The sequence below is a fragment of the Myroides sp. 1354 genome (genome assembly GCF_030324495.1).
In the GTDB taxonomy this organism is placed as follows: domain Bacteria; phylum Bacteroidota; class Bacteroidia; order Flavobacteriales; family Flavobacteriaceae; genus Flavobacterium.
Genome location: NZ_JACAGN010000004.1, coordinates 157,133 through 182,352, shown reverse-complemented (window position 1 = coordinate 182,352; position 25,220 = coordinate 157,133). Strand labels below are relative to the sequence as shown.

At 33.9% G+C, this 25,220-nt stretch carries 25 protein-coding genes; 10 read left to right on the top strand and 15 right to left on the bottom strand.

Features of this window, described 5'->3' with window-relative positions; all coding sequences use genetic code 11:
• Both HX004_RS06495 and HX004_RS06490 read right to left on the bottom strand, forming a co-directional pair.
• Complete coding sequence (locus HX004_RS06495) at positions 1-477, bottom strand: hypothetical protein (protein ID WP_286441541.1); 477 nt, start codon at positions 475-477, stop codon at positions 1-3.
• A gap of 14 nt (positions 478-491) precedes the next feature.
• Positions 492-989 (bottom strand): hypothetical protein, encoded by a 498-nt coding sequence (locus HX004_RS06490; protein ID WP_286441540.1) that lies wholly within the window; start codon positions 987-989, stop codon positions 492-494.
• 546 nt (positions 990-1,535) lie between these two features.
• On the opposite strand from HX004_RS06490, the gene HX004_RS06485 reads away from it, so the two are divergent.
• Together HX004_RS06485 and HX004_RS06480 are read left to right on the top strand one after the other, a co-directional pair.
• Positions 1,536-3,029, top strand: a complete 1,494-nt coding sequence (locus tag HX004_RS06485) for an FAD-dependent oxidoreductase (protein WP_286441539.1) — start codon at positions 1,536-1,538, stop codon at positions 3,027-3,029.
• Between the two features lie 272 nt (positions 3,030-3,301).
• A complete protein-coding gene (locus tag HX004_RS06480; protein ID WP_286441538.1) occupies positions 3,302-3,559 on the top strand; it encodes a hypothetical protein in 258 nt (85 codons plus the stop codon).
• A gap of 57 nt (positions 3,560-3,616) precedes the next feature.
• Here HX004_RS06480 and HX004_RS06475 read toward each other — a convergent pair whose 3' ends face one another.
• The 3 genes from HX004_RS06475 to HX004_RS06465 form a co-directional block, all read right to left on the bottom strand.
• Positions 3,617-4,627 (bottom strand): NAD-dependent epimerase/dehydratase family protein, encoded by a 1,011-nt coding sequence (locus HX004_RS06475; RefSeq protein WP_286441537.1) that lies wholly within the window; start codon positions 4,625-4,627, stop codon positions 3,617-3,619.
• 64 nt (positions 4,628-4,691) lie between these two features.
• On the bottom strand, positions 4,692-5,198 hold the full coding sequence (locus tag HX004_RS06470; protein ID WP_286441536.1) for a Crp/Fnr family transcriptional regulator: 507 nt from the start codon (positions 5,196-5,198) through the stop codon (positions 4,692-4,694).
• Between the two features lie 120 nt (positions 5,199-5,318).
• Positions 5,319-5,774 (bottom strand): hypothetical protein, encoded by a 456-nt coding sequence (locus HX004_RS06465; protein ID WP_286441535.1) that lies wholly within the window; start codon positions 5,772-5,774, stop codon positions 5,319-5,321.
• A 569-nt stretch (positions 5,775-6,343) separates the two neighbouring features.
• Here HX004_RS06465 and HX004_RS06460 point away from each other — a divergent pair.
• Positions 6,344-7,210: a hypothetical protein gene (locus HX004_RS06460; RefSeq protein WP_286441534.1), complete on the top strand. Its 867-nt coding sequence runs from the start codon at positions 6,344-6,346 to the stop codon at positions 7,208-7,210.
• A 325-nt stretch (positions 7,211-7,535) separates the two neighbouring features.
• On the top strand, positions 7,536-8,441 hold the full coding sequence (locus HX004_RS06455; RefSeq protein WP_286441533.1) for a hypothetical protein: 906 nt from the start codon (positions 7,536-7,538) through the stop codon (positions 8,439-8,441).
• A gap of 103 nt (positions 8,442-8,544) precedes the next feature.
• Here the strand turns inward: HX004_RS06455 and HX004_RS06450 are convergent, their stop codons facing one another.
• On the bottom strand, positions 8,545-10,677 hold the full coding sequence (locus HX004_RS06450) for a phage tail-like protein (protein ID WP_286441531.1): 2,133 nt from the start codon (positions 10,675-10,677) through the stop codon (positions 8,545-8,547).
• Between the two features lie 631 nt (positions 10,678-11,308).
• On the opposite strand from HX004_RS06450, the gene HX004_RS06445 reads away from it, so the two are divergent.
• From HX004_RS06445 to HX004_RS06435, 3 genes are all read left to right on the top strand, one after another.
• A complete protein-coding gene (locus tag HX004_RS06445) occupies positions 11,309-11,941 on the top strand; it encodes a helix-turn-helix domain-containing protein (RefSeq protein ID WP_286441530.1) in 633 nt (210 codons plus the stop codon).
• A 254-nt stretch (positions 11,942-12,195) separates the two neighbouring features.
• Positions 12,196-13,344 (top strand): helix-turn-helix transcriptional regulator, encoded by a 1,149-nt coding sequence (locus HX004_RS06440; protein WP_286441529.1) that lies wholly within the window; start codon positions 12,196-12,198, stop codon positions 13,342-13,344.
• Positions 13,345-13,356: 12 nt separating this feature from the next.
• Positions 13,357-14,487 carry a hypothetical protein gene (locus HX004_RS06435; protein ID WP_286441528.1) on the top strand — a complete coding sequence of 377 codons (1,131 nt, stop codon included), beginning with the start codon at positions 13,357-13,359 and terminating at the stop codon, positions 14,485-14,487.
• Positions 14,488-14,591: 104 nt separating this feature from the next.
• On the opposite strand, the gene HX004_RS06430 is transcribed toward HX004_RS06435, so the two are convergent.
• The 4 genes from HX004_RS06430 to HX004_RS06415 form a co-directional block, all read right to left on the bottom strand.
• Positions 14,592-16,553, bottom strand: a complete 1,962-nt coding sequence (locus HX004_RS06430; protein ID WP_286441527.1) for an OmpA family protein — start codon at positions 16,551-16,553, stop codon at positions 14,592-14,594.
• Between the two features lie 10 nt (positions 16,554-16,563).
• Positions 16,564-17,496, bottom strand: coding sequence for a PorP/SprF family type IX secretion system membrane protein (locus HX004_RS06425; RefSeq protein WP_286441526.1), 933 nt, complete (start codon positions 17,494-17,496; stop codon positions 16,564-16,566).
• Between the two features lie 11 nt (positions 17,497-17,507).
• A complete protein-coding gene (locus HX004_RS06420; RefSeq protein ID WP_286441525.1) occupies positions 17,508-18,821 on the bottom strand; it encodes a T9SS type B sorting domain-containing protein in 1,314 nt (437 codons plus the stop codon).
• Positions 18,822-19,102: 281 nt separating this feature from the next.
• Positions 19,103-20,335, bottom strand: a complete 1,233-nt coding sequence (locus tag HX004_RS06415; RefSeq protein WP_286441524.1) for a phage tail-like protein — start codon at positions 20,333-20,335, stop codon at positions 19,103-19,105.
• 664 nt (positions 20,336-20,999) lie between these two features.
• Here HX004_RS06415 and HX004_RS06410 point away from each other — a divergent pair.
• Positions 21,000-21,329 (top strand): hypothetical protein, encoded by a 330-nt coding sequence (locus HX004_RS06410; protein ID WP_286441523.1) that lies wholly within the window; start codon positions 21,000-21,002, stop codon positions 21,327-21,329.
• Positions 21,330-21,513: 184 nt separating this feature from the next.
• On the opposite strand, the gene HX004_RS06405 is transcribed toward HX004_RS06410, so the two are convergent.
• Positions 21,514-22,101, bottom strand: coding sequence for an HPP family protein (locus HX004_RS06405; protein WP_286441522.1), 588 nt, complete (start codon positions 22,099-22,101; stop codon positions 21,514-21,516).
• A gap of 216 nt (positions 22,102-22,317) precedes the next feature.
• Here HX004_RS06405 and HX004_RS06400 point away from each other — a divergent pair, with 216 nt between their 5' ends.
• On the top strand, positions 22,318-22,602 hold the full coding sequence (locus HX004_RS06400) for a hypothetical protein (protein ID WP_286441521.1): 285 nt from the start codon (positions 22,318-22,320) through the stop codon (positions 22,600-22,602).
• 183 nt (positions 22,603-22,785) lie between these two features.
• Entirely contained in the window at positions 22,786-23,151 is a 366-nt protein-coding gene (locus HX004_RS06395; RefSeq protein ID WP_286441520.1) for a DUF6713 family protein, read from the top strand.
• Between the two features lie 66 nt (positions 23,152-23,217).
• On the opposite strand, the gene HX004_RS06390 is transcribed toward HX004_RS06395, so the two are convergent.
• The 4 genes from HX004_RS06390 to HX004_RS06375 all read right to left on the bottom strand — a co-directional run bounded on the left by HX004_RS06390 (position 23,218) and on the right by HX004_RS06375 (position 25,067).
• Positions 23,218-23,571, bottom strand: coding sequence for a hypothetical protein (locus HX004_RS06390; protein WP_286441519.1), 354 nt, complete (start codon positions 23,569-23,571; stop codon positions 23,218-23,220).
• Positions 23,572-23,668: 97 nt separating this feature from the next.
• The gene (locus tag HX004_RS06385; RefSeq protein ID WP_286441518.1) at positions 23,669-24,244 is read right to left on the bottom strand and encodes a hypothetical protein; all 576 of its coding nucleotides are present in this window, start codon (positions 24,242-24,244) and stop codon (positions 23,669-23,671) included.
• A 4-nt stretch (positions 24,245-24,248) separates the two neighbouring features.
• On the bottom strand, positions 24,249-24,716 hold the full coding sequence (locus tag HX004_RS06380) for a hypothetical protein (RefSeq protein WP_286441517.1): 468 nt from the start codon (positions 24,714-24,716) through the stop codon (positions 24,249-24,251).
• Between the two features lie 21 nt (positions 24,717-24,737).
• Entirely contained in the window at positions 24,738-25,067 is a 330-nt protein-coding gene (locus HX004_RS06375) for a magnetosome magnetite crystal formation protein family (RefSeq protein WP_286441516.1), read from the bottom strand.
• Positions 25,068-25,220: the final 153 nt, after the last annotated feature.

The following is a 25,220-nucleotide window of genomic DNA, read 5'->3' as shown; positions in this document are numbered from 1 at the left end:
CTATTTTAATTTTTTTTTGCTTAGTTTTTGCTCTAATTTTTGTCGATCAACCGTTACCTTAAAACGATAGGTTTGTTGTTTTTCTCCTTGTTTATATTGGGCACTCCCAATGTTTAACTGCTCTACAACGGTATACTTTCTATAACTTTTTTTCTTTTTAAAGAAATCTTCAAAAAAAGATTTGTTCTTTTCGTAGCGATTAGCCCCCCCTAGTATCGGTTTTTGGGTACACTGTCCTTGGTTATCCAAATACCCTTCAAATAACATTACATATAAAGCGCGTTCCTGAGCTTTATAGGCGGCTTCTTTTTTATTGTTATCTGTGAGGGTGACATAATAACTCTCTTTGCCAAATGCATCTTTCCCTGCACAGTCTATTTCTTTGGTATGGAAGGAAGATAAACTTGGGCCTGGCTTACTCACACAAGCGCTTAATAACCACAAACAGCTTAATAGTATGATGTAATACTGTTTCATCTTAGTTGTTTTTCTTAATTAAATCCTGTACTTAATCCTCTGATAATACCTGCTTTTTCTAAATCTGAACGTAATAAATCTTTGGAAACCGTAACTACATAACCGATTTTGTACTGTTTTTTCCCTGTTTTAATCACTTCAGGAGTAGGACTACTCAGCGCTACATATTTGAGGTAAAACTGCTCGCCAAAAAAAGCATTAAAGTAATCTGATTGACTGTATTGGATGGAAGTATCCGTCACAATTGGCTTTTGGGCTTGGCATCTCAATTCTTTATTCCCTGTAAATCCTTTAAATAAAACCGCGTGTACCGCATTTTTTTTTGCTGTATTTTCAGCAATGGATGCCTTTTTATCATAGGTCCAAATTTTTACCAAATAAGTACCCGTGTTACCAGAACCCGCACATTCTATCTCGTAGTTCCAGGTAGGGTCTTCTTTCTTTTTTGAAAAAGAAGAAAAAAGAAATATTCCCCAAACAAGGAAAAAACAATAACCAAATTTCAATTTCATAATAAAGTAGTTATTAAAAACGTTAAACAAATATATTTTATTTAAAAATACATCTTATTAGATTCGGTATAATTAAAAAATATACGCCATCAATGCAGCAAATTTACAACTTTTTAATTAAAATTAACTTTATTTGTAATTATGTAAGATTAAAAAACAGTAGCAAACTAAAGCTTACTACTGTTAAATATTATAATTTTAAATTATTAATCCTGTATCGATTTTTCAGGACTAGTCAATAATTAAAAAAAAACTCAAGCATATTATATCTTTCTGTGTTAGCAGTAACTCTGTAAAGCTAATTTTACTATATTCAAATTTCAATTGATCTCCAATGGCCGTGATAGAACGATCTAGATGAATGGTAATGGAACCATTGCGGATATATCCCAAAGTAGAAAACTAGGTTTTACAACATATAAAAACAGTTTATCCGATTAATTCGTCCTGATTTATAGTAAATTTGTACCCAATATTAAATCGCAATAGTGCCTACTACATTCTTTTTTTCGTTGAGGAAGTAGAATCAAATAGTATACGGTGGATATGGAAAAAGAAGAAATCAACCAAGTCAGTTGGGGCATTTGCAAAGCATGTCAAGGAGTTGGAAAAAAAAGTAAAAGACGCAGTAAAAAAGCAAAGTACAAATCTCAGGTGTTATCCAATCCGTTGAATAAAGAAAGGGACGTAGAAATAGACACAAAAATGAATAAGGAGATGAGTACTGCTCCCCTTACCCCCCAACTATATACCTGTTCGAAGTGTTTAGGATCGGGTTTACTCCCTTGCGAAAGTCCCCTCGTTGCAGATGGTAATAGGTATCCGCATGTTGCTATTATTGGTGGTGGCATTGGCGGAATGGCTCTTGCAGTTGCTTGTTTACACCGTGGAATTCCCTTTACACTTTATGAGCGCGATACTAATTTTAATGCACGGGCACAAGGATACGGACTTACACTACAGCAAGCGAGTAAAGCTATTAAGGGATTGGGTGTTTTAACACTAGAAGATCAGGTAGTTTCTACCAAACATGTGGTTCACAATACGGAAGGAAAAGTAGTTGCAGCATGGGGGCTTCGAAAATGGAATCCTTCTACCCCATCGCAAACACAGAAAAAAACGAATGTACATATAGCGCGTCAATCTTTGCGCTTAGCCTTATACAATCAGCTCAAAAATCAGACTGGAGAGTCTCAACTTATACAATGGGGCCATCAATTCATGGACTATAAGGAAATTTCAGCACAAAACTTCGAATTGAATTTTCAAGTTGAGGGAGAGATTAAAACCGCCAAGGCCAATCTTATCGTTGGTGCTGATGGAATTCGCAGTGCAGTGAGAAAGTTACTGATTGGCGAGGAGGTTGCTCCTTTGCGTTATTTGGACTGTATGGTTATCTTGGGAATTTGTCCTTTAACGGCTATTGAAGGTTATACAGCAAGTGTTTTACTCGATTCGGCAACGGTGTTTCAAACGGCTAATGGTAAAGAGCGCATTTATGTGATGCCTTATACGAAAGATTCAGTGATGTGGCAACTTAGTTTCCCCATTGCTGAGAAAGAAGCTAGGGCTTTAAGTGCTTTAGGGCCTGATGCACTCAAAGCAGAAGCCTGTCGTCGAGCCCCATGGCACGATCCGATTCCTCAGCTTTTAAAAGCTACCCTACCCGCTCAAATCTCCGGTTATCCCGTTTATGATCGAGAATTAGTTAACTTGGAATTAGTTGAAAAAAGAAATTCAATTACTTTACTTGGGGATGCTGCTCACCCAATGAGTCCTTTTAAAGAACAAGGAGCAAATCAGGCTCTATTAGATGCTTTGCTCTTAGCACGTGCAATATCCAAAGGCTGTGATGCCAACTTAGAATGGAAAAAAAAGGGGTTGAGAGAATGTGTATTAGCTGCCTTTGAATCCGCAATGTTTGAACGCAGTGCTTCAAAAGTAAGAGATTCGGCAGTAGCAGCTAAATTGTTGCATTCTGACCTTGTACTAGAAGAGCGAGATGAACCAAGAGGTTCCTTGGTAAAGAAACAGATGTAGAGTACTTATTGTAAATCCTTACTCCTCCAATATAGACTACTGCTTATTATTATGAATGACATAACAAAATAGTATAGATAGGAGTAGTCCGTGAAAACTCTTCCAAGTGATTGACTAATAGATTATTTAAATAGGGACAGATAGGGATCTTGTCTTCTAAGTGATAAAATTTAATTACAATAAAACTGTATATTTTGTTAATTGCTAATGTTTTATTTATATGTTTATTAATATTTTTTATAATTAGAATGAACAATTTTGAAATATTTATTATGAAAAATTTACTTTTAATGGTTGCGTTTATGTTATCAATTGGAGTTTTTGCTCAGAATCCTAAACATCCAATAGACCCTAATAATGAAGTGTGTGTGCAAATGAATACTTTTAAACCAATATGCGATATAATTAGTAATGGTTTTCCCTCTTTTTATGGAGAATATCAATTAACAGCATGTGGCCCTAAGTCCTGGCTTTGGAGTATCAGTCCAGCTGATTTAGAGGAAATGGTTCAAGATTATATTTGTTTATAAATAATGAAAGCACAATAACGATTTATTGTGCTTTTTACTTTTGATATCTACATGATTTTATACTAAATTTCTATGTTCCATTAAATAAGCCAAAGCTTCCTTTACTGCTTGTTCTGGATTTTTGGGATTAAAACCGAGCTCCTCCCTTGATTTAGAAATATCGAAATCCTGCTGTAAGCCAGAGAACATGGCGATTTCCTTCGTGGTTAATACAGGTGGTTTGCCACTCAATTTCGCATAAAATTCCATCCATCCAGCGATTGCATACAGCATAAACTTGGGAACTGAGCCGGGAATTTTGAGGTCTAATTCAGGGTACAGTTGCTGGGCCAATTTGGTGGTATCTGTAATGGTCATGCATTTTTCATTTGCTAGAATGTAACGTTCCCCTGAACGCCCTTTCTTTGCCGCAAGGTAACAGCCTTCTGCTACATCTTGTACGTCCACCCAATTCAGGGTTATCTTGGTATCCATCGGAATCTGCCTGTTCAAAATGAGTTTTAAAACTCCATAAGAAACATTTAAGGGCAGAAAAGCTTCTTTGCCAATCATTGCTCCAGGCAGGACAGAAACTAGTTCGATACCTAATTTTTTAGCCAACTGAAATGCCAGCTTTTCACCGTCATTTTTGGAATTGTAATACATATTTCTGCGATCGGGATTGTAACCCAGGCTTTCTTTGGTAGGAAGATGAGTATAGTCTAATGCGGCAATGGAGCTCACATACACGATTCTTTTTACTCCTGCTTCTGCAGCTGCTTCTATCGTATTTCGGGTACCTATCATATTGACCTCGTAAATTTCCTTTACGGGATCTTTTGCCCACAATTTGAAGGCGGCCCCTACAGCATAGAATGTCTCCACTCCTTGCAATGCAGTTAGGAAGGATGCTTTGTCTGTAATATCGGCCTGAACTACTTCGCAATCTAAATCTTTAAAACAGACTGCATGTTCCATATTTCGAACTGTGGCACGAACTCGAAATCCCTTTTTAATTAAGAATCGTACCAGGTTATTGCCCAAATGCCCGTTTGCTCCTGAAACTAATACTAAGCTATTATTTGTCATATCCATTCATTTTAAATGAGAAGACAAAAATCAGACTTGCTTAGCTGAATTCACTTCACAAATGTTACCTAATGATCTGTTTGCGTATACGGCTCAAACTTTTAGGATTCATACCGAGGAAAGAGGCGATATGTTGCATGGGAACCTGTTGTACTATTTCAGGGTATTCATCCATCAATTTAATATACCGTTGTTCTGCTGTTAGTGTGGACAACTCCTTTGATCGTTTTTCATTATAGGCTAACGATTGCTGAAATACCCAAAAGCTAAAATCTTTAAATGCAGTACTTTGTTGAATAAGAAAATCGAGATTCGCTTTTGTTATGCGCAAGAGTTGACAATCGGTAGTAGATATTAGATTTTCATCCGATTTACTCTGGTTGACAAAATGAGTATAAGAGGTAATAAATCCAGGTGGACAATTGATGTGCGTAGTGACTTCATCTCCTTTGTCGTTATAATGAAACAAACGAACAAAACCCGATACAACGAAATAGAGATAGCCTGGTACTTTACCTTCTTCTTCAATCAAACTATTTTTGGGATAATCTACCCACTCAAAATAATGCATACACCAATTCCTTTCTGTATCAGAAAGTACAACACTTTGGGTAATAAGTTGGATAAGCAGATGGTGCATGACACAAATCTAAATAAAATAGAAATGATGTCAGATGAAGATCCATCTAAATTATCGTTTTCCCTCTCTTTTTTGAATAAACTCCACTCCTACTACATCAGGATGATCCAAAACGACAGCCTCCATTTCGTTTTCAGAGAGGTTTAAGATTCTCATTTTTAGTTCATTCAACCCTTTGTCTGAGTATAAGGTTAGTATATCCCCTTCTAGTTTCCACATTCCTTGTCTTTCAATTAAAGAATAGGTATCGATGGCAGTATAGTTTTTTTGTTTTAATTCTAAATGAATCGACGACAATTGGTAGTTTATTTTTTGAGAGGGATTACAAGTTGTTGTAAATGTAAAATGAGTGAGAATCCAGGACTTGGAAATAGATGTGGTATTGATTTCCTGTTGAGTTGAGGTAAATTGATTGTGACTATTTTCGTCTGTACTGCAATTTCCCAATGTCAGGGCTAAGCAGAGTGCTCCACTCCAAATGATTGTTTTTTTTACTTTCTTCTTCATATTCTTTTATTTAGTAATGAAATAAATGTTTGAAGAAGCAAAAGGAATATAAAATCAAAAAAAGACAGATGTAAAAAATAAAAATGATTTTCCATATTGACAAAAACTTTTTTTTTCAAATTCGGACGATTGTCATATTCAATTTTTATATAGTTTAAAATCAAAGTTTTGTAAAAAAATAAAGGTGTGAGAATAGTAGAAAGTAGATACTGTATTGAACCTAATGAAATTGTACTTGATTTCAAAAAGAAGCGTTTATTTTTCATTATTTGAAACTCACTTCTGGGGAAAAGAGCTATTAAAAGCAAGAAAAAATTCAACTTAATTTTTGATGAAATTGTTTAATAGTTCCTTTTATTAATTATCCAAAGGTAAATTTACCTTTTTTATCACTATAAGATATTGGTTTATAGTGATTAAACTAATGTTCATTTTGGGGGTGATTTATCAAATAAATTAATTTTTTACTTTAGCAAAATCAGTATTGTCTTATTGGTTGCATCTTTTTATTTTCTGTATTTAAACTCCTTTGTGCTCTTCTTTTCTTTGTTTCATAAATTAATTATGCAATGAAAAAAATCATAGTATGTTGTTTGAGTGTCATAAGTTACACCATACAAGCGCAAATTGGGGTAAATACTCCAGATGCTACGAGTACATTAACGGTCAATGGTTCTATTTCAGGTAAATATTTGGAAGTGGGTACCACACCCTATCAAATACAAGAGGATGACTATAATATTGCTTATTCTGGAGGAAATGACACCAAGGGATTGTTTATCTTACCTGAAGTGAAAGATGCAGATTTAACTTTTGCTGGACGTGCTTATTACATCAAGAATTTAACTGAATCTAAAACTCTACAAATCAAAACTTCAGCTGGGCAATCGATTCGTTTTGGTGGATCCTTAGAGGCTCAGCCATCTATTAATTTACTTCCCGGACGCTATATCGCTATTGTGGCTAATAATAGTATTGGTCAGGCTAAGTGGGATTTGAACCTTTTAGGGGTAGAAGAAAAATTACCTGAGGTAAAAGTTTTAGAATACTTGAAGACGGATTTGCCATTTGATAAAATGTATACTGAAGATGAATCTGCTGTTGTCATGGGAAATCTAACCTTGGGATTTGAGAGTTTTTCTAGGGATACGGGTGTATTAAAGTTTAAACTGAAAAATAATAGTAGTGCAATAACCTATTCAAATAGAGCACACTTGGGATCTGGAATTGTTGGAAATTCTGAAGATAGAAAATACTATCATTCTTCTGACGTGGAAAATTGGAATCTTCTTAATATTGGGGCGAGCAATATAGTAAGATCTTATTATGAAATAATTGTGATTCAAATTATTGCTTATGACACCAATGAGATCTATCGCGTTTCTGTATTTACCAATAGTGAAAGAATAACCTATTTTATTGAGAAGATAAATTAAAAAATCATATCGTAGCAAAAGAGGGTTCTCTCTCTTTTGCTTTCATTCCCTACTTATATAATAACCTATTTCTAAAGAGGTATGCTCTTTTGAAATAGGTTTTTTTAAATCTAAAGGAGTAAATGTTCTAGATTTAATGTGTACAATTTACTATTTAAAATATTAAGTATCTTGTTTTTAGCGAATTGCGTTTTTGTTATTGATACAATATTGTTGTTTTTTACATTTGCTAAATCATCATAGGCTAAAGTGCTTAATATTTTTATTTTTTAAAGGAAGATTGTTTGCGACTACTATTTTCTTTGTTTTTAGAAATTAAAGAACAATGAAAAAATTAGTACTACTCGCACTAAGTATAACTAGTGTTTATACGCAGGCACAAATTGGTGTAAATACTGCAGATGTTACCAGTACCTTAACGGTGAATGGATCATTTTCAGGTAAGTATGTTGAAGTTAATACTTCAACATATCAAATCAAACAAGACGATTATAATATTGCCTATACTGGGGGCAATGAAGAAAAGGGAACTTTTATTTTACCAACGGTCAAGAATGAGGATGCGACCTTTCCAGGACGCATCTATTACATTAAAAATCTCAGTTCGGATAAAGATCTTCAAATCAAAACCTCAGGATCAGAATTGATTCGTTTTGGAGGATCTTTAGAGGCGAAAAAGACCATTAATCTATTCCCTGGGCGATATGTTGCTCTCATAGCAAACAACAGCACAGGAAATGCTACATGGGATTTAAATATACTGGCCATAGAGGAAAAACTTCCTGAAATTAAGATTACCGAATATTTAAAAATATCACTTCCTCTCGACAAAGTATACCTACAGGAAGATGCCCTTCAAATTGGAAATCTCACCGTTTGGTTTGACAATTCTGTTGGTGCATTGACAAACGGACAATTAAAATGTAAAATAGCCAATAACAATTGGGCTGCGATTTGGTCGGATAGAATCGGAACAGGAAATACAACAACAACTTTTAAATCATTACATAGTTTCTATGATGACGAATGGTTGACTATAAAAAGTGGTGGTACTGGTCTGTATACTTTACAAGGAGCCAATTTAGATTTCTTAATTACGAATATCGCGCTTTATAAAACAGCTGAATTATATAGAATTACCGCATTTATTAATACATTTCAAAGTGGGGCTGCTGGAAAACCTAGTCTAGTTACGCCTATGATAACCTTTTTTATCGAAAAAGTGAATTGATTTTACGTACAAAGCATTCTACTCTTTTTTCTTCAAAAAACAGCAAACAATTAGAGCTCCCTAAGGAGCTCTAATTCAAAAAACAGTAAAACAAAAAGAAAAATTAGTTTTCTAAGCGTTCAATCCTGTTTTTTAGATTTTTATTTTCTTGAGCGAGCTCCTGAATGGCTTTAATCATTGGAGCCATTAAATCAGTATATCTCAAGAGTAAAATTTGTTCTTGCGTATTATCGGATTGAATAATTCCTGTATCCGTTATATTCAGTTCATTTAATGTTTGTTGCAACTCCTGAGCGATAATCCCCCACTCTGTTTTTTGAGCACCATCTCCTTTGCGGGTATAGGCTGTGGGTTTTAATTTATTTATTAAATCCAACCCAACAGATAAAGGTGCACTATTCTCGAGTATGCGTTGATCATGGATAGAAGAAAAAGGTACTTGCCCATAAATCAAAACGACATTTTCATTTCCGAATCTAACTCGATTTGAGCTATACACTTTAGCTCCGTTCCCCACCGTAGTGGTATTGCTAAGATCAAGAGCATCTACACTTGCACCATATCCGATGGCTGTATTAAATGAACCATTTTTATTTAAATGTAAGGCCATGTTTCCAATTCCTGTGTTATAGCTTCCATAGGTATTTCCAAGTAGTGTACTTCTTCCTATGGCAACATTGTAATTTCCCCATGTATTTCCAGCTAAAGCTTCCATACCTATTCCTGTATTGCTATTTCCTTTAGTATTGTATTTTAATACACTCGAACCAAGGGCAGTATTGGAAAATCCATTCGTATTAAGACTTAGGGTATTAGCTCCTACTGCTGTATTATCATGACCAACAACAACATGATCATCATTATTTAAACTATTATAACCTATAGCAGTATTCCATCTTCCACTATAGCTTCCTTTTGGTGTCCCTGTATAAGACCTTACACCAAAAGACGTATTAAAAGTGCCTATGTCACTCAATAATCCAGCTTGAACACCAAAACGTTTAAAAATCAAATCCTGATTATCGGTTGTGCCGATGAAGTTTTGACTAGCATCTGTATTCGCATTTCCTTTTGTGCTCCAAGCATTTTCTGCTGTAGTGGATAATTTAACCCATCGTGATCCATCAAAGTAATAATACCCCAAATAAACAGGATGGTTACTACCTTCAACAAGTGCAGTATTAAAGACGAGTAAACCTTGAGCGGGATTGGCAATGGTTTCTATGTCATTACTGCTTTTTAAAGCGATTCTCGGAGGTAGAAATCCCAGGTTCTTTGCGCTTAAATCCAATACTGCCGAACGATGTGGATTTTTTGTGTTGATTCCTATACTTGCAGGTTTGGTCGCTCCGGCATTTACGTTAATTCCATAGATCGTATTGCCGATATTCAATTGATTACTTCCATCGATAGAAGGGAAATCAGAAGAGGCACCAATAGCAATATTAAAATTACCAGAAACAAGATTGCTTCCCGCATATTGACCTATTCCGATGTTCCAGTTACCGCTCTTTATATCCGACAAGGCGGCATTGCCTAAGCTACTATTGCCCGTTCCTTCTGAATTATGACGCATCGTAAAATTGCCAATTCCAACATTTCCGAATGCCTTCATTGTATTTTGTAAAGCAAAGACGCCAATGCCTATATTAGAATAGTAATTATTGTATTCTAAAGCCCCATAACCTAGTGCTGTATTCATTGTACCAATTTCTAATTTTCTTAAGCTATTGACTCCTATAGCGGTATTGTACTGTCCTGAAGTTTGCAGATTTTCTAATGAACTCAGGCCAAAGGATGTATTCTCTTTGGACAATCGTCCTGATAGAATGCGATTTCTTTTAAAGAGTACGTCCATATCTATCTTGGTTCCCATAAAATGTATCTTGTCATTGATATCGTCATTTCCTTTAATATCCCAGGAAGCACTAGTAGAACCAAAACTTTTCCAAAAAGTTCCATCCCAATAGTAGTATCCAGGAGTAAGACGATTATCTAATGTCCCTGCTTCTACTGTATTATAAATCAGTAAACCTATGGCAGGCTGTTCGATTGTACTTTTGTCATTCTTGCCTTGAAGAGCAACGCGTGGTGGTAAAAAACCTTGATTGGTTGAAGCAATTTCTAAAGCAGCAGATGCATGAGGATCTGGTGTATTAATCCCAATTTGTCCATACATCATCATACATTGACTTAAACTTATTGCCAAAGACAATAGATATTTTAACTGTTTCATGTCTTATTTTTTTTCTCTGTTCAAGACAAAATTCACAAAACACAACTAACTCATCCATTGAAATGGTAAATAATTAAAGTAAAAACGACAATACTTTCTTGTACACATTCCCGATATCTAGGGGAATAGGTAGGAACATAGCGCTACTGAAGGACTAAATGTAGTGCCCTACTTTGTAATAAAAGAACAAAAAGGAACTACATAATCGCATCAAAGAGATAAAATCTCAAGATGAAACTATTTATTGATATCGTATAAAGAATATTCATCTGACGTATAATTGAAAATAAAAACTGTGAATTTTATGCTTTTTAACAGGGCTAGTAGAGGAACTACTGAACTACTATTTTGTATAATAGTAAAAAGCAAACGATTGATTGATAGTGTTTTAAAAAAATCGTACAACCTAAAATAGATCAATTTTTATTTTTTTTACGATCCAAAAATCATCTCACACCATCTAGTCTTTACTTTTTTACAGATTGTTGATTTACCCTGACAAATCATCAATTTATTTGCTGTATAAAATTCATTTAATCTCATATCGTCTAATCGTTTTCTATTCAAGTACGCTAAGTATAGGATCTATATAGAACGGTTGAATTTTAATGAATACTAAAGGTAAAAAATTATGAATGAAGAAGTCAGATTAACCTCGTCAACGGATTTATTAAAAAAACTTCGTTTTCTATTAGGTTTAAAAAACGGATATGAATTAGCTAATCTTATTGGTGTAAAACCCAATACGATGTCTTCTTGGAAGGTAAGGGATTCTATTCCTTATCATCGCATTGTTGAGTTGTGTAAGCGATATAATATAGATTTAAATGAGTTGTTTTTTGATAACTATGCAAAAAATGATTTAACGCAGAAATATGTGCAGATTCCCATGCTTTATTTACATCATTATTGGGATTACTATTTTGATTTGGCCACAAATAATACAACAGTATTGCCCTTGGCTCATTTTCCAGGTGAAATAGATTTTGATTTGATTATTCAAGTTGCAACAGAAAGTGAAAGTGACTTGAGTAGTAGGCTTTTCTTCACATTTTGTAAGAAAATTACTCCTGAGGAACTGATCTCTGGAAAAACGTATATCATCATTGTAAAAAATCGAGGTTTCTTATATGCTAAACTGCAGGGTATGAATCCCGCTTCTACCATACTCGAATTAGATTTAGGTGGAGGTAAAATTACTCATGTAAATAACTGTGATATTCTAGAACTTTTTATTTGTAAGGGAATTTATTCTGAGGAATAAAGAATTCTAAAATTAGGTATTTACCTGTTCAATCTGCGAATAGGTAAAAGTGAAACTCGCAAAAATGCAATATGCAATACAAATTGTATAGTTGTAAAAACTGTGTATTAACTATTTTTAAATATGTATTTAACTTAAAAATATAACATTAAATGTTTTGTTTTGTGTTTTTATTTGTATTTAGGGTGGTTAAAATATAATATAATCTATTTTTTGTTATCAAATAATAAATCGCTAAATTCGAAGTAATTCTAATGATTAATCATATAACAGCCATGGATCTTTTTAAATATATCTTGATCTCAATTCCGCTAATTTCATCCATGACTTGCGGAATTATTTTTATGGTCGTATTTCATAAAAGTCTTTCCGTAACTGAAAATAAAATTAGACAAACCCTAGGAAGTTATTTCATTTTAATGACGCTCCTATGGCTGATGATGAATATTTCTGTGGAACATTATGAAGGAAAGTTTTTATTGATTCCTTTTTTCTTTTTATTGATTCACTTAACACAAGTGGTATTCTATCACTTTATTTGCTATATCATTCCAACAAAAGACAAGTTCAATTCGTTTCATTATAAGATAGCAATCGCTATTTTTATCATGTCCTCCATTTTGGTTTATCTCTTGTTCACTTTTGAAGGGCATCAAGCACTTAATTTGCATGATTTCTTTTACCAATACCTCTATATCTACACCTCATTGAATATGGTGTATTATACGGGTTTATGTTGGATCAGACTATATAAACAAAATAGAGAAAAGAATAAACCGGAATTTGGCAAAAATCAACTAAACTGGATTTTTATCTTATTGGTCTTGCGCACTTTATTTTCTGTTCTTTTTATCTTTAATAATCAAAGAATTTTGCTCGTGGATATTAGTATTGTGGTGCTTATTGCCACCCAACATATTATTGTAATATTCAATATGCTGCAACAAAATATCATGGATAGGATAAGAGCTGAATACAAAACCAATATTATGCTTCCTTCGGGACAAATTGTTTCGGTTGACAACAAAGGACTCGTTGAGCATGTAGCGACAACCACAGCCTATTTACAACAGGATGCGGAACCAAATAGTCTGTTAACTCAACACGATATTGTTACTTATTTTTCAACTGAAAAGCCCTATTTAAATAAAGATTTTAAATTGGAGGATTTGGTTAAACATTTTGGGGTGAACCGTACTTATATTTCCAAATTCATCAATGTCACTTTTCATACGAACGTCAGTCAATACATCAATTATTGGAGGATTAAAGAGGTTGAAGAATTGCTAAAAATAAATGAAGATACTCTCCTAGAGGATTTTGTTCAACAAGTAGGTTTTTCTAATTTACGCCATTACTTGAGAGCGAAACAAAATGTTGGACAAAAAAACAAAACAAATTAAACCTGTAAAACTATGGATTTTGAATACTTATTTTTAGTTGTATCCTTTTCAGCTTCAATTTTTTCGGCCTTATTTTGCTTGGTTTTGATTGCTTTGAAGCTCTTATATACTCCCTTGGATTACTTTACCAAAAGATTGTCTATTGTACTGCTTATCTTTTATTTTATTAGCATAGTATACAATGTAACTATTTTATTTTACGTGTTTGATCTGCCCTTATATTGGTGGTTTAAAGCCTTAAATTTTCAAACGGTTTTACTGATTCCAGTGCTGTTTTATCACATCGTATTCAAATTGTCTAGGCTAAAGAAAGATGAATCGTTTAACTACTATCATTACCTGATATGCTTTGCTGTAGGGATTTTTTATCTGATCTATTCGGAATTTATCTTACCTCCTACTACAACGCTGCTTGGAGAAGATACTATTAAAAACGTGTTGTTTTTTGATAATGGAAGAATTCTAGCTAGGATTGTTTTCAATACATTTTACTTGGCTTTTGCTCTTTATAGACTCATACGATATAGAAGAACTATTAGTGATTACTCCTCAGATGAAAGTCAAAATTCACTGAGATGGTTGTATACTATTTTTATTATTGTTTTTTTATTGTATCCTGGTCCTATTCTATTTTATATGATTCCAGATATCAAACACAGTTTAATGTTTGGACAGCTTATTCCAAATTTTCTATTTATGTTCTTTAGCATTAGTCTGTGTTACAATATTTTTAGTCAAAACTTTGCCCTAGTTTATGAAGATATTGTAGAGGATAATAAGAAAGAAGAGAATAAAAAAGGAAGTTCGATTGATAAGGTGAATTTTGAAAATTATATCAAGACTCAAAAACCGTATTTAAACCCTCAACTAAAAATTACCGATCTTTTATCTGATTTAATGACAAATAGAACTTATTTGTCGTCTTTTATCAATACAACGTATAAAATGAATTTTTCTCAGTTTATCAATCGATGTCGATTTAATGAGTATTTAGAACTCAAAGCTTCTTTTGATGAATCAAAACAGGAAGAAGTTGAGATTATTCTAGCCAGTGGTTTTACGAGCTATGAAAGTTTTAAAAGGACAGAAAATCAATATTATGGAAAAAATAATTGGATACCTGCAGTTAAAACTCCTTTTTAGGTAAGGCAGATTTATTTTTTTAATAAATAAGAAAAGGGAGTACAACTACCAAAGAAAAGTAGTCGTATTCCCTTTTTTAATTACAATCTAAAACTAAATAGGTGTTATAAAGTTTGAATAATAAAATCACTGCGTCTATTAGATTGATGTTCCATATCATTACATGGTACTCCGTTGGCGCATTTGTTTTTTAGCTGTGTTTCTCCATATCCTCTACCGGTTAATCGTGCAGGATCAATTCCCTGTTTGACGATCCATTTGATTGTAGCTTTTGCTCTGCGATCTGAGAGCATTAAATTATAGGTGTCCTCCCCTTGACTATCCGTATGGGAACGCACATCTATTTTCATAGTAGGATATTCTTTCATTATTGCTACAATTTTCATCAATTCCACAGTCGCATCGTATCGAATATAAGATTCATCAAAATCAAAGTAAATCGGTTCAAGTTGCAAACGTTGGGCCAAATCGTCGTTGAGTTGTAGTGCACGCTTTGTTGGGGCTAAACCAATATTGACGATTTTAATTCCTGGTTCTTTATTGACGTTTAATGCGATTTCAACCGTATTATAGTATGCTTTCTCAACTTTGATGCGGTATTTATAATCGTGATCTAAGGGAGTAGAACGATAATGCCCATGACAATTTGTGTATAAGGTATCCGTTTTTTGATAACGGGCATCATAGATAATGACTGAAGCATCGACTAAAGCTTCTTTGGTTTCTTTATCGTATATTTTTCCTTCAATGTATTGTTTATTCGGTTTTTTACTAAAGAAATAGATATCATCTGACCCTTTGCCTCCTTTTCGATTGGAGCTGATAAACCCTTTGTTCTCTTTTGGATCAAAGTAAAAGGCAAAGTCATCCCTTTCACTATTAATGGGCGTAGACATATTGATCACCGGACCAAAATGACCATCAGGATAAATTTTGGTTCTAAACACATCCAATCCTCCAAGTCCAGGATGACCATCCGAAGAAAAATACAAATAATAATCAGTAGAGATAAATGGAAAGCTCTCCTTTCCTGCCGTATTAATAGTTGGTCCTAAATTTTCCACAGGTCCATAGGTTTCATTTTCATAGCATCCTACGCGAAATAAATCTGCTTGACCGTGTGTTCCTTTGCGATCAGATACAAAGTACAACCATTTATTATCAGGTGTTAACGCGGGGTGACCAGTATTAAAATAATCTGAATTAAAAGGCAGTGCCGTTACCTGTCCCCAAGATCCATCTGGTTGTTTGATGGCTTTGTATAATTTAAGTACAGCCGTCTGTGATTTATTTTGTTTGCTCTGCCCATTAGCTTTGGAATTATTACGAGTAAAGTACATCGTATTTCCATCTTGGGTAAAAACAGGGGTTGCGTCGTGAATTTGAGCATTGATCTCAGGAGCAAATAAAACAGCGGCACTAAAACCTAAAGTGTCTAAAGTGGAACGATATAAGCTCGTAAACGTTTCTCGTGTTCTCTTGTCGAGGTTCTTTTCTTTTTGAAAAGCAGTAGCTCTGGCAGAAGTAAATACAAAGTTATTACCTAGTAAGGTTCCTCCATAATCGGAATAAGCGCTATTAATGTCGAGTGATTGTATATCATATTGTCCCGATTGTTGTTCAATAACTGTTAGATAGTCTCTATTCTTTTGATATAAAAGAGAACGAGAATCTTCTTGTTCAAGTGTTGTAAATTGAAGCATTAACCGTTGTGACTTTTGATAGTCCCCCATTGATTTTAATGTTTGAGCATAGCGATAATAATATTCTGAAGGTAATTTTGTTGTGTTTTTGTTGTTGTATTCTCCTTCGAATAATAAGGTATACCATTTATTCGCTTCTTCAAATCTACTGTTAAAGTAATAAGCATCGGCTAGATTTTGTAATACTAAGGGATTGATATAGCCCTTTGCAGCAATTTGCTCGTAGAGTTGAATGGCATCGACATAGGCCATGCGATCAAAACGTTGAATGGCTTGTTTTTCCTTTTTTAATTGACTATATCCTGAGGTTCCAAAACTCAGCATCCAAAAAAAGAGACTGAGTTGTATTAGTTGTGTTTTCATACGTTTTATTTTAAAAGAACCTCGGAGTGGCCACGCGTTTGAATCCATTAAATAAGCTGAAACGCATAAAAATTTCGTGTGAGCCCGAATTGTATCGGGCTAGTTTACTCGTTTCTGCATCATAACTATATCCGATAAAAAGTGTATCGTTAATTTGGAATCCCGCAAGACCACTAACCGAGGCATCCCATCGGTAAGCTACGCCAAGTGTGAATTTTTTAATAAACATAACATTGGCAGTAACATCCATTTGCAGTGGAGAACCTAATTCTATTTTTAGTAAAGTAGCGGGTTTGAATTGAATGGACGGACTTAGATCAAAGATATATCCGCCCGATAAATACAAATGCATCTTCTGATGAAGTACTTTGACCTCATTATCCTCATAGCGAGATTGATTTAAAAGGTGAGGAACAGATAAACCAACATAAGCTTTGTCTGAATACAAAAATAATCCTGCCCCTACATTAGGGGTAAACTCATTCTTGATATCTTCTGCTATTATAGGGTCGGTTGGATTGTAAATGTGTAGTTTGCTATAGGCTACATCGAGTAAATTTCCAGAACCTTTTAATCCAAAAGCCAATTTGTATTGGTAATTTAAATCGATGGCATAAGACAAATCAACAGATAAGGTATTTTCATCCATAACACCTAGTCGGTCATTTGTGAAATTTACCCCAAGTCCTAAACCAGAATTTCCCAATGGAGTATGAACGGACAACATAGCTGTTTTAGGAGCTCCTTCTAATCCCACCCATTGTGTGCGATAAGAACCAAAGAAATGTAATCCTTCTTGGCTTCCAGCATAAGCGGGATTAATGAGCGTATGGTTGTACATATATTGGGTATATTGAGGATCTTGTTGTCCATAACTTTGCGGTATATTCAGCAACAGTAAACTTCCAAGTAAAAACGTTTTAATTGTGTTATTTCGTTTCATTTGCGTTCGATTTAGTTGGTCTCTAAATGTAAATTAGCCGCTTTCTTAATCATGCGACTCCCCTTCTCATCTTTGTATTCATAGGTAATTACATAATAGTAAGTACCGCTGGGTAGTTGTTGACTTTGATCTATTGCATTTTTTCCTTTTGCATAGCCCCTAAATACATTTTCACTTCCATCTCCCTTTGAGTCATAGTTGGTCGTTTCATATACACGTACGCCCCATCGATTATAAACTTCTACTCTATTATTGGGATATTGATTGATGTTCGCTATGATAAAATAATCATTTTTACCATCCCCATTAGGAGTTACAAGATTGTAAATCACTAGGTCGCCGTCCAACATCCAGTTCTTTTTCACTGTTGCTAGTGTGAAATAACCGTAGCCTTTGACTGGTGCAATTGTCGTTACTTCTTTGCTGGATAGGTCTACTACGCCTCCTTCATCCACCCATAGCTGTTGTTGCTCATCCCAACGGACTATATGTAAGTCTTTTTCTGGGTTTTTAATTAAAGATATTGGTGTGTAGTCTTCTTGCCAGCTCAGTGTCAATTTGATTTGCTTCTCGGAATTATTTTGCCCTTTGATTACAGTCCAATACTCACGAGTATTGATTTGGTCAATTATACCTGCTTTGACTGTATGTGTTTCAAAAAAAGTTGTATCGTCCAACTTGTATTTGGCTTGATAGCTGTTTTGTACATCTCCAGTAGCGCTAATCTTTACAGGTCTTAATACTCCTTTGTCTCCTATTGGGAAAGTAAATTCCCTCCCTCCTTTTTTTTCCACTTCTCCTTCAATGTGACTCCAATTACTAGCGTTTTTATGCGTAGCTGTTTCTAAAAAAGTGATCATCCCCTTTGAAACTTTAGTAGTTTCATTCTGTGTAGAATCGACTTTAATAATTCCCTTTACAAAATCAAGTTCTCCTTCTATATCAAGATTGGCTTTTAGATCAAAAAAAGAGACTTGCGGTTGATCGCTTTTAAAGTGCACCTGATTCAATTCAAATGTACGATTGCCTCGGATCAATTGAGGATTTGAATCGTTTTGGAAAAAAGAGACTTTACCAGCCGATAATCGCTTGGTAAAGCTAAAGATACCTTCATTGGTTGTTGTATTGTGGTAATGGATTTCGCCATCATTGATTAAAAATCCACGATCTGTGTTGACAAATGGAAGATAGGAACTCAAAAGGGTTTGTTTATTAATATATAAGATGCCTCCGTTTAGAAAAATAGGATCTTGTGCCTTCGTTATATCGCTCAGTAAGATGAGATAACCCAAAATAACGATAGTAAAAAAGTAGTTCTTTTTCATTTGGTATTTTATTTTTCATAGAATGAGCTCAAATAACGGGTTGAATAACAACAGTTCTTCCTCTTTTTTACTGGTACTTAAAACTCATTTTGTTCAGTAGTTTTTTTAGTTTTTCGTTTAAATTGTATCTAGATACTAGCTAAACAAATTAGGTAGTAAAAAAAGCTTTGTTTCGGATTAAATCAAGTGTATTTTAATACAGTTAAACAGATGCTTCTTTTTTGGGATATGAAATAAATGATGTAGGAGAAGATTCTTCTCCTACATTTGAAAAATCCTATCTATCTAGCAGTAAATTCAACCATAACTTCGTAGTTTGTTCCTGCTGCTTGGCGATAATACATAGAGCCTTCCCCCATGTAAAAGTTTATTTTCGATCCCGTTATGGTAACACCTGTAACAGAAGATGAAATAATTTTCTTATCCTTAAAGAGTTTTACTGATACGATGCGATCAATTGCTGTGGTATTTGGAGGTAATGAAATTTGAACTTCATCAATCTTTGCTCCTGCATTTGAAAAGCTTGCATTATTTTTAAACAAATAAACATCATCTCCATCAATTTTATTTCCAGTATTCACTGAGATATTATTCGTTACTTTATCCCCAATTTCTTGCTTAATATATTCCATGTTATCTTCAAAGAAGTTTTGAATATTGGCTGATATATCAATGATTTTCTTCTCATTTGTAGCTAAATCTACTTGATATAGGCTATTTGCAGGAATATTTTCTGCTGGAATTTCTACATTGGTAAAGTAAACATTGCCTCCATCTTTATTGACTATTTTGATAATTTCGTTGATGATCGTATCATTTTCTTGAAAGACATTAAGGATATCTGCTGTAAGATTCAAATAATCAACACGTCCATTTTCTCCCGCATATTGGTAGTATATTTCTCCCTTTTTGGTATTAGCAGGAAGAACGACTTCCGTATCTTGGAAATCAAGTTGTCCGTTTGTAGTAACCTTTGCTCTTTTAATTGTTGTTGGAGTTTCTGCTGCAGAAACAAGATCATCGAATGAGATTTCTACAGGTTTATATTCCCCAGCGATCGTATCATACTCTACCATCGCAATTTTGTTGTTGGAGGGATCAAAAATAAGGACCGCATGATCAAGTGTTTTATCAGCACTCTTGGGATTAGTGGGTACAAGATAATCCGCTATTCTTTTCAGTTCCCCCATATCACCCGTAACAATGTTTGTTATAGATTCTTCTAGGTTAAGCTGATCAACCACTTGATTCCACTTTTGATCCTTCCAAAAATAGAATCCTTGAGGCAGGGCACTGCCCACATTGTAAACGAGTAATCCATCTACTTCTTCCCCAACCACTGGTGAAAAGGCCGTTAAACTAGTCAAAGTAATTCGAGGTATTAAAACACCTTTATCTGTAGCATCAACGTCTAGCATGGCCGAACTCTTAGGGTCTGGTGTTCCAATCCCAACCTGAGCTTTAGCAGTATAAGCAATAGTTAAGAAACAAGCATAAAATAGAATTTTCTTCATCTTTTAGTATTTAAATTATTAATTAATTACATCGTATTTTCGATTTACCTAGTAGAGAACCATCACGTGTATCTTGGATTGCTTTTTTCAGAATAGAACGAGTTCGCTATTTAGGCTAAATCATCATGTTTACTATTTCCTTGATGATGGGCGATTAAATTGTCGATGACAAGCACTACAAGGCATTCATTAGTTAATGATGATACAAAGAGAGGAAGAACGTAAAAAACCAGCTATACAATTAGTAAAAACTTAAAGTCAAACTATCATATACGAGTTGATGAGGTAAAAAAGAATGGATTTATTTTTTTACTATCGAGGTTAATTAATTGGTATTTAAACCTTTGATTGGTTAAAAAAGTAAATGTATGTTTGAAAACCTGTTTTTTGTATCTGTTGTTTTTTACAGAAAAAATGCAGCTAAAAAGACTTTGGCTCAAATCAAAGGTCTGCTCTTTACTTTCAGTTGAGGTATTAGGATTAAAAGAATTGAGCTATGGAGGATATTTAGTTCCTCTTTTTAAGGAATTTCTATCCTTCAAATCTCGATGAGAAATTTAAATTTATACAGTTAAACTTCATAATTTGTTAATAACCAGAGTTTTATTTCTATTCTTAATCGAAGTTTGTTATTTTAACAGAAACCAGATTTAAATTATTGATTATGAAAAAATTAATGTTAATGGGAGCCTTTTTGCTTTCAGTTGGAGTTTTCGCTCAATCAGTGGATACTAACTCTACTTTTGCAGCATTTAAAAAACAAGGATATGTGCAAGTTGATGCGACTACAATGTTTAATCCTGTACGCGAATGTTGGATTGGTATTGTTTATAGTTGTGATGAAAATGGAAATCCAAAAGACCCTTGGGACCACGATGATGTGGTTAGCATCATTGTTACTGCTTATACTCAAAGAGGAATTGCAGATAAACAAAGAGAGTATTGTGAAACAGGTACTATCAAAGTTTTGAGAGATTGTGAAGGAATAAATTAATAGATTAAGTTATTTGAAACCTGAGTTAATTTTTTAACTCAGGTTTTTTATTTCATCACAAAATTGTACAGCATCACTTGATTCAACAAGTACAATTGTCAACAAGTACAATTGTCAACAAGTACAATTGTCAACAAGTATTCGATTGCTTTGAATCGTATTAAATGTTGATTGTAAAAAGAAATCACCTCTTTTTTCGCCTTTTTATACGATGTAATAGAATAAACGATTTTACAGGATATTGTCGTTTATGCGGAATATTATTGAAGAGTAAGGCAGCTATAAACAAGATAGTAACTCCCGTTAATACAGGAGATAAGACATAGGTGTATCCGAGATTGGTGATACTACTTCCTCCTGTTACGGCAATCAAGGCGGTCGCTCCTCCAGGAGGGTGTAGAGATTTTGCCATTTGCATTCCAATGATGGACAAAGAAACCGCTAAAGGTGCTGCAATCCAAATATAGTCTCCCAAGAGTTTATAAACGCTTACTCCTATTACAGCTGAAATAAGATGGCCAAAAAACAGATTTTTAGGCTGAGCCAAAGGACTTCCAATTGCTCCATAAATCAGCACACAACTAGCTCCAAAAGAACCAATCAACAAAGTTAAGTCGTATTGAGAAAAGGCTTGGTAATGCAAGTAACAGATTGTCGCTAATCCAACAAAAGATCCAATAAAGGCCCAAAGGTGTTCGTTAAAATCAACAAGTGTTTCTTTGTACAGCAAATAGCGTGTTCTGCGGTATACTTTATTTTTTTTAATTGACATCCTACTCTATATCTATGGGAGGACAAATATATTATATCTAAAAGAGATCAGCATGAAATTTTGATTTTATATTCCATTCATACCGATGTAGAGTTCCGGATTTTAATTAACAAGAATTGTATTTTTAATACACATATAGTTAATAATTTATTTATAGTTGTTTTAATTTTAAAAATTATTATAATTTTAATTAACCAATTTTAAAATTTAACTATTATGAAAAAAAGTTTAGTACTATTAGCGGGTCTATTTCTTTTAGGAGGAAGTACGATGAGTGCAAACACTGTAGATCGAATTGAAACCTTTTCGTTAGAAAGCAATAAAGGAGCCATTCGCTACAAACACGAAATTAGAGTATACTTGTTTGGCAAGTTAATATTGGAAACAAGTGGATGCTACACACCAGAAGAGCTAGAGGCTTTTTTGGATGATATCGTCTTGCGTTTAGGAGATCTTGTAGAAATAGAAGTGAATATGGCTGAGGAAACATGCTCTTTCTAAGGACAAAGACCATAAAACAAAATAGCTATTCTAATTCAAGGTAGAATAGCTATTTATTTTAATTGACCCTCCATGTGAATGGAGAAATGACTTCAAAATTGTTCGATTTGATTCAGTCACACGGTGTTGAGCTTCTATTAAATCCCTTATCTTTGTTTCAGTAAAACTCGTTATTAAGCTAGGATGGATTATCTTTTTTTCTACTGTGGACTTTCTTTTATGATTATGCATGAAATTGATGCCGTTCGTTGTAAAGAATGGCGTATTTTTCCAGGGCTTGCTTCTTTAGGTGATAAAATCGGATATATTATCTTTATTTTCGCTCATCTTCCTTTGTTTGTTTGGGCTTTATGGTATTTGAATCACGGTCAGAATCCAAAGCTATTTATTCAGGGCTTTAGTATTTTTTCTATCGTACATATCGGACTTCACCTTTTATTTTTAAAACACAAACTAAATGAATTTAAAGACTGGATTTCTTGGTCTTTAATTCTAGGTGCAGGTGTGTCAGGTCTTTTTCAATTAATTATCATGGCATATAATGGTTAAAAATAAAAAGCTCATCCTAATCGGATAAGCTTTTATTACTGCCTATGTAGCAATAAGATGTGGGGACTATTTTGTTTTTGTATCAGCAATAATTTTTTCTAGCTCATTGAGTATCTTTTCCATTGCTGCTTTGGTAAATCCTTGGGCAATTAAAACCGTTTTTTCTCCTTCTGAAATACGGTATCGCAGTACCAACTGAGCATTAGTTCGAATTAAGTTCTGAGATAAAATATGAAACTCAAATTGTATAATCATATCCAAGGGAATACGAATAGTTGGATGTATAAGCCCAACTTTTACATCAATAAATTTATGCTTTACATTTAAATATACTTTGTTGGTTGTAAACGCCCAAAAGGCCAATGTTGCTATAACTAAAAGTAAAAGAGCTATCAAAGGAAATTCAACAAGATAACTCATATAAGCAAAACTTAAAAACCCGAGTACTACAATAATCGCTAGCTTATATTGAGGTTTTAGAAAGTAAGTCTCTCCCCTTTGTTTGAAGTGTTTCATCTTACTTATAACGAATGGGTTTAGGCATTGTTATAATCTCATATTTTACACCATGTTTATCTGCATAAGGCATAATTAAATCGTGTACTTTGTTGTACTTTTCATTTAAGATTTGACTTTTATTTTCTTCTAAATTAGTTATTGCGCGCTCAATATCTTCTTGTGCTCTGCCTTCGTCTATCATACGTGCAATGTGAGGGAAGTCAAACTTGTAAATGGTATCTGCATAGTAGAATAAATCTAAAGCCGCTTTTAAAATAACAAGCGTTTCTTCATTCGGTTCAATACTTTTAATAGCGTCAATATCTCGATCAAACAGCGCAACATAACGTCCTTTTACATATTCCGTTGCATTTACTTTTTTAATTTCATTTTCTGGAGTTACAAGAACCAAACTTCCTGCTTTAAGCTGGGCTTGTATCTCTTTGAAATGAAGCTTAAACCCATCGGGAATTTTATTGCTGTTGAGTTTGACTTTCTCAAAGACTTCTTCCGCATAGCTTTTGCTTCCCAACTCACAAGACATTAGTACTAACAAAGTGATAAATAGAATGCCTATTAACGTAATCTGTTTCATATAATTATTTTTTATTACTCATAATTTCCTCTAGTTCCTCGCGTAAACGTTGCATACTTTTAGGACGTAAAGAGGATCCAATCTCATAGCGTTTCTTTTGTTCTGCTTGTGTCAATTGAATATACAGCGTTGCGTGAAGAGGGAGTCCAAACTTTGTTTGTATTAAGTGTATATGAAAACCATCTATTTCACTAAATTGATATTGAATAGGCTGTTGTCCTCTAATTCCCGTATCAATTTGCACTCTTTTTTCTGTTGGAACTATCCTAGTTTTAGAAGATTTGAATAAAACCAATGCAAACAAAAGCAGTGCAAAGACCGTAATTACAAGCCCTAATTTAAACTTTGTACTGAAGAATAACACAGCTAAACCAATACTCAACCAGCACAAAAGCACTAAGTGAATCAAAGAGAAGGTTTTCTTTATTTTGTATGCATTCCCCTCTAAAATAAGGAAGTTAAATGGATTCATTCCTGTAAATACTAGGGATAATTAACGAATGAAATCAAATTTATCTTCAAACAATTTTCCAATAAGAGGTACTGGTTTTTTTGCATGATTCGCTGCATTGATAATACCAAAAATGGCTAGAATCCAAAAAGCATAACTAATATAGCTCAATATAAGGCCAATAATAGCAGGTAAAATCAAAATTAGAATACCGCATATTATACTAAATAGAAGCCCTGCAATAAACAATCCCAACGATTGTTTTAGATGATATTTTAATACGTCATCTGTGTTTTCTTTTCCAGCAAAATAAGCAATTAACCATCCGATGATCGTAATGTAAGAGACAATTGAACGTGTTTTATTATCCATTTTTTTAAAGTTTAAATAATTGCAACAAATTTGAACTATTTCCAAGAGTTGTGCATTAATCCCTTACCTACAGAAGAACTACATTCTTTTTTAGGTGTGACTACAATATGTCTACACAAAATAGTTATCTAGATGTATATGAGTGAGTTGTGC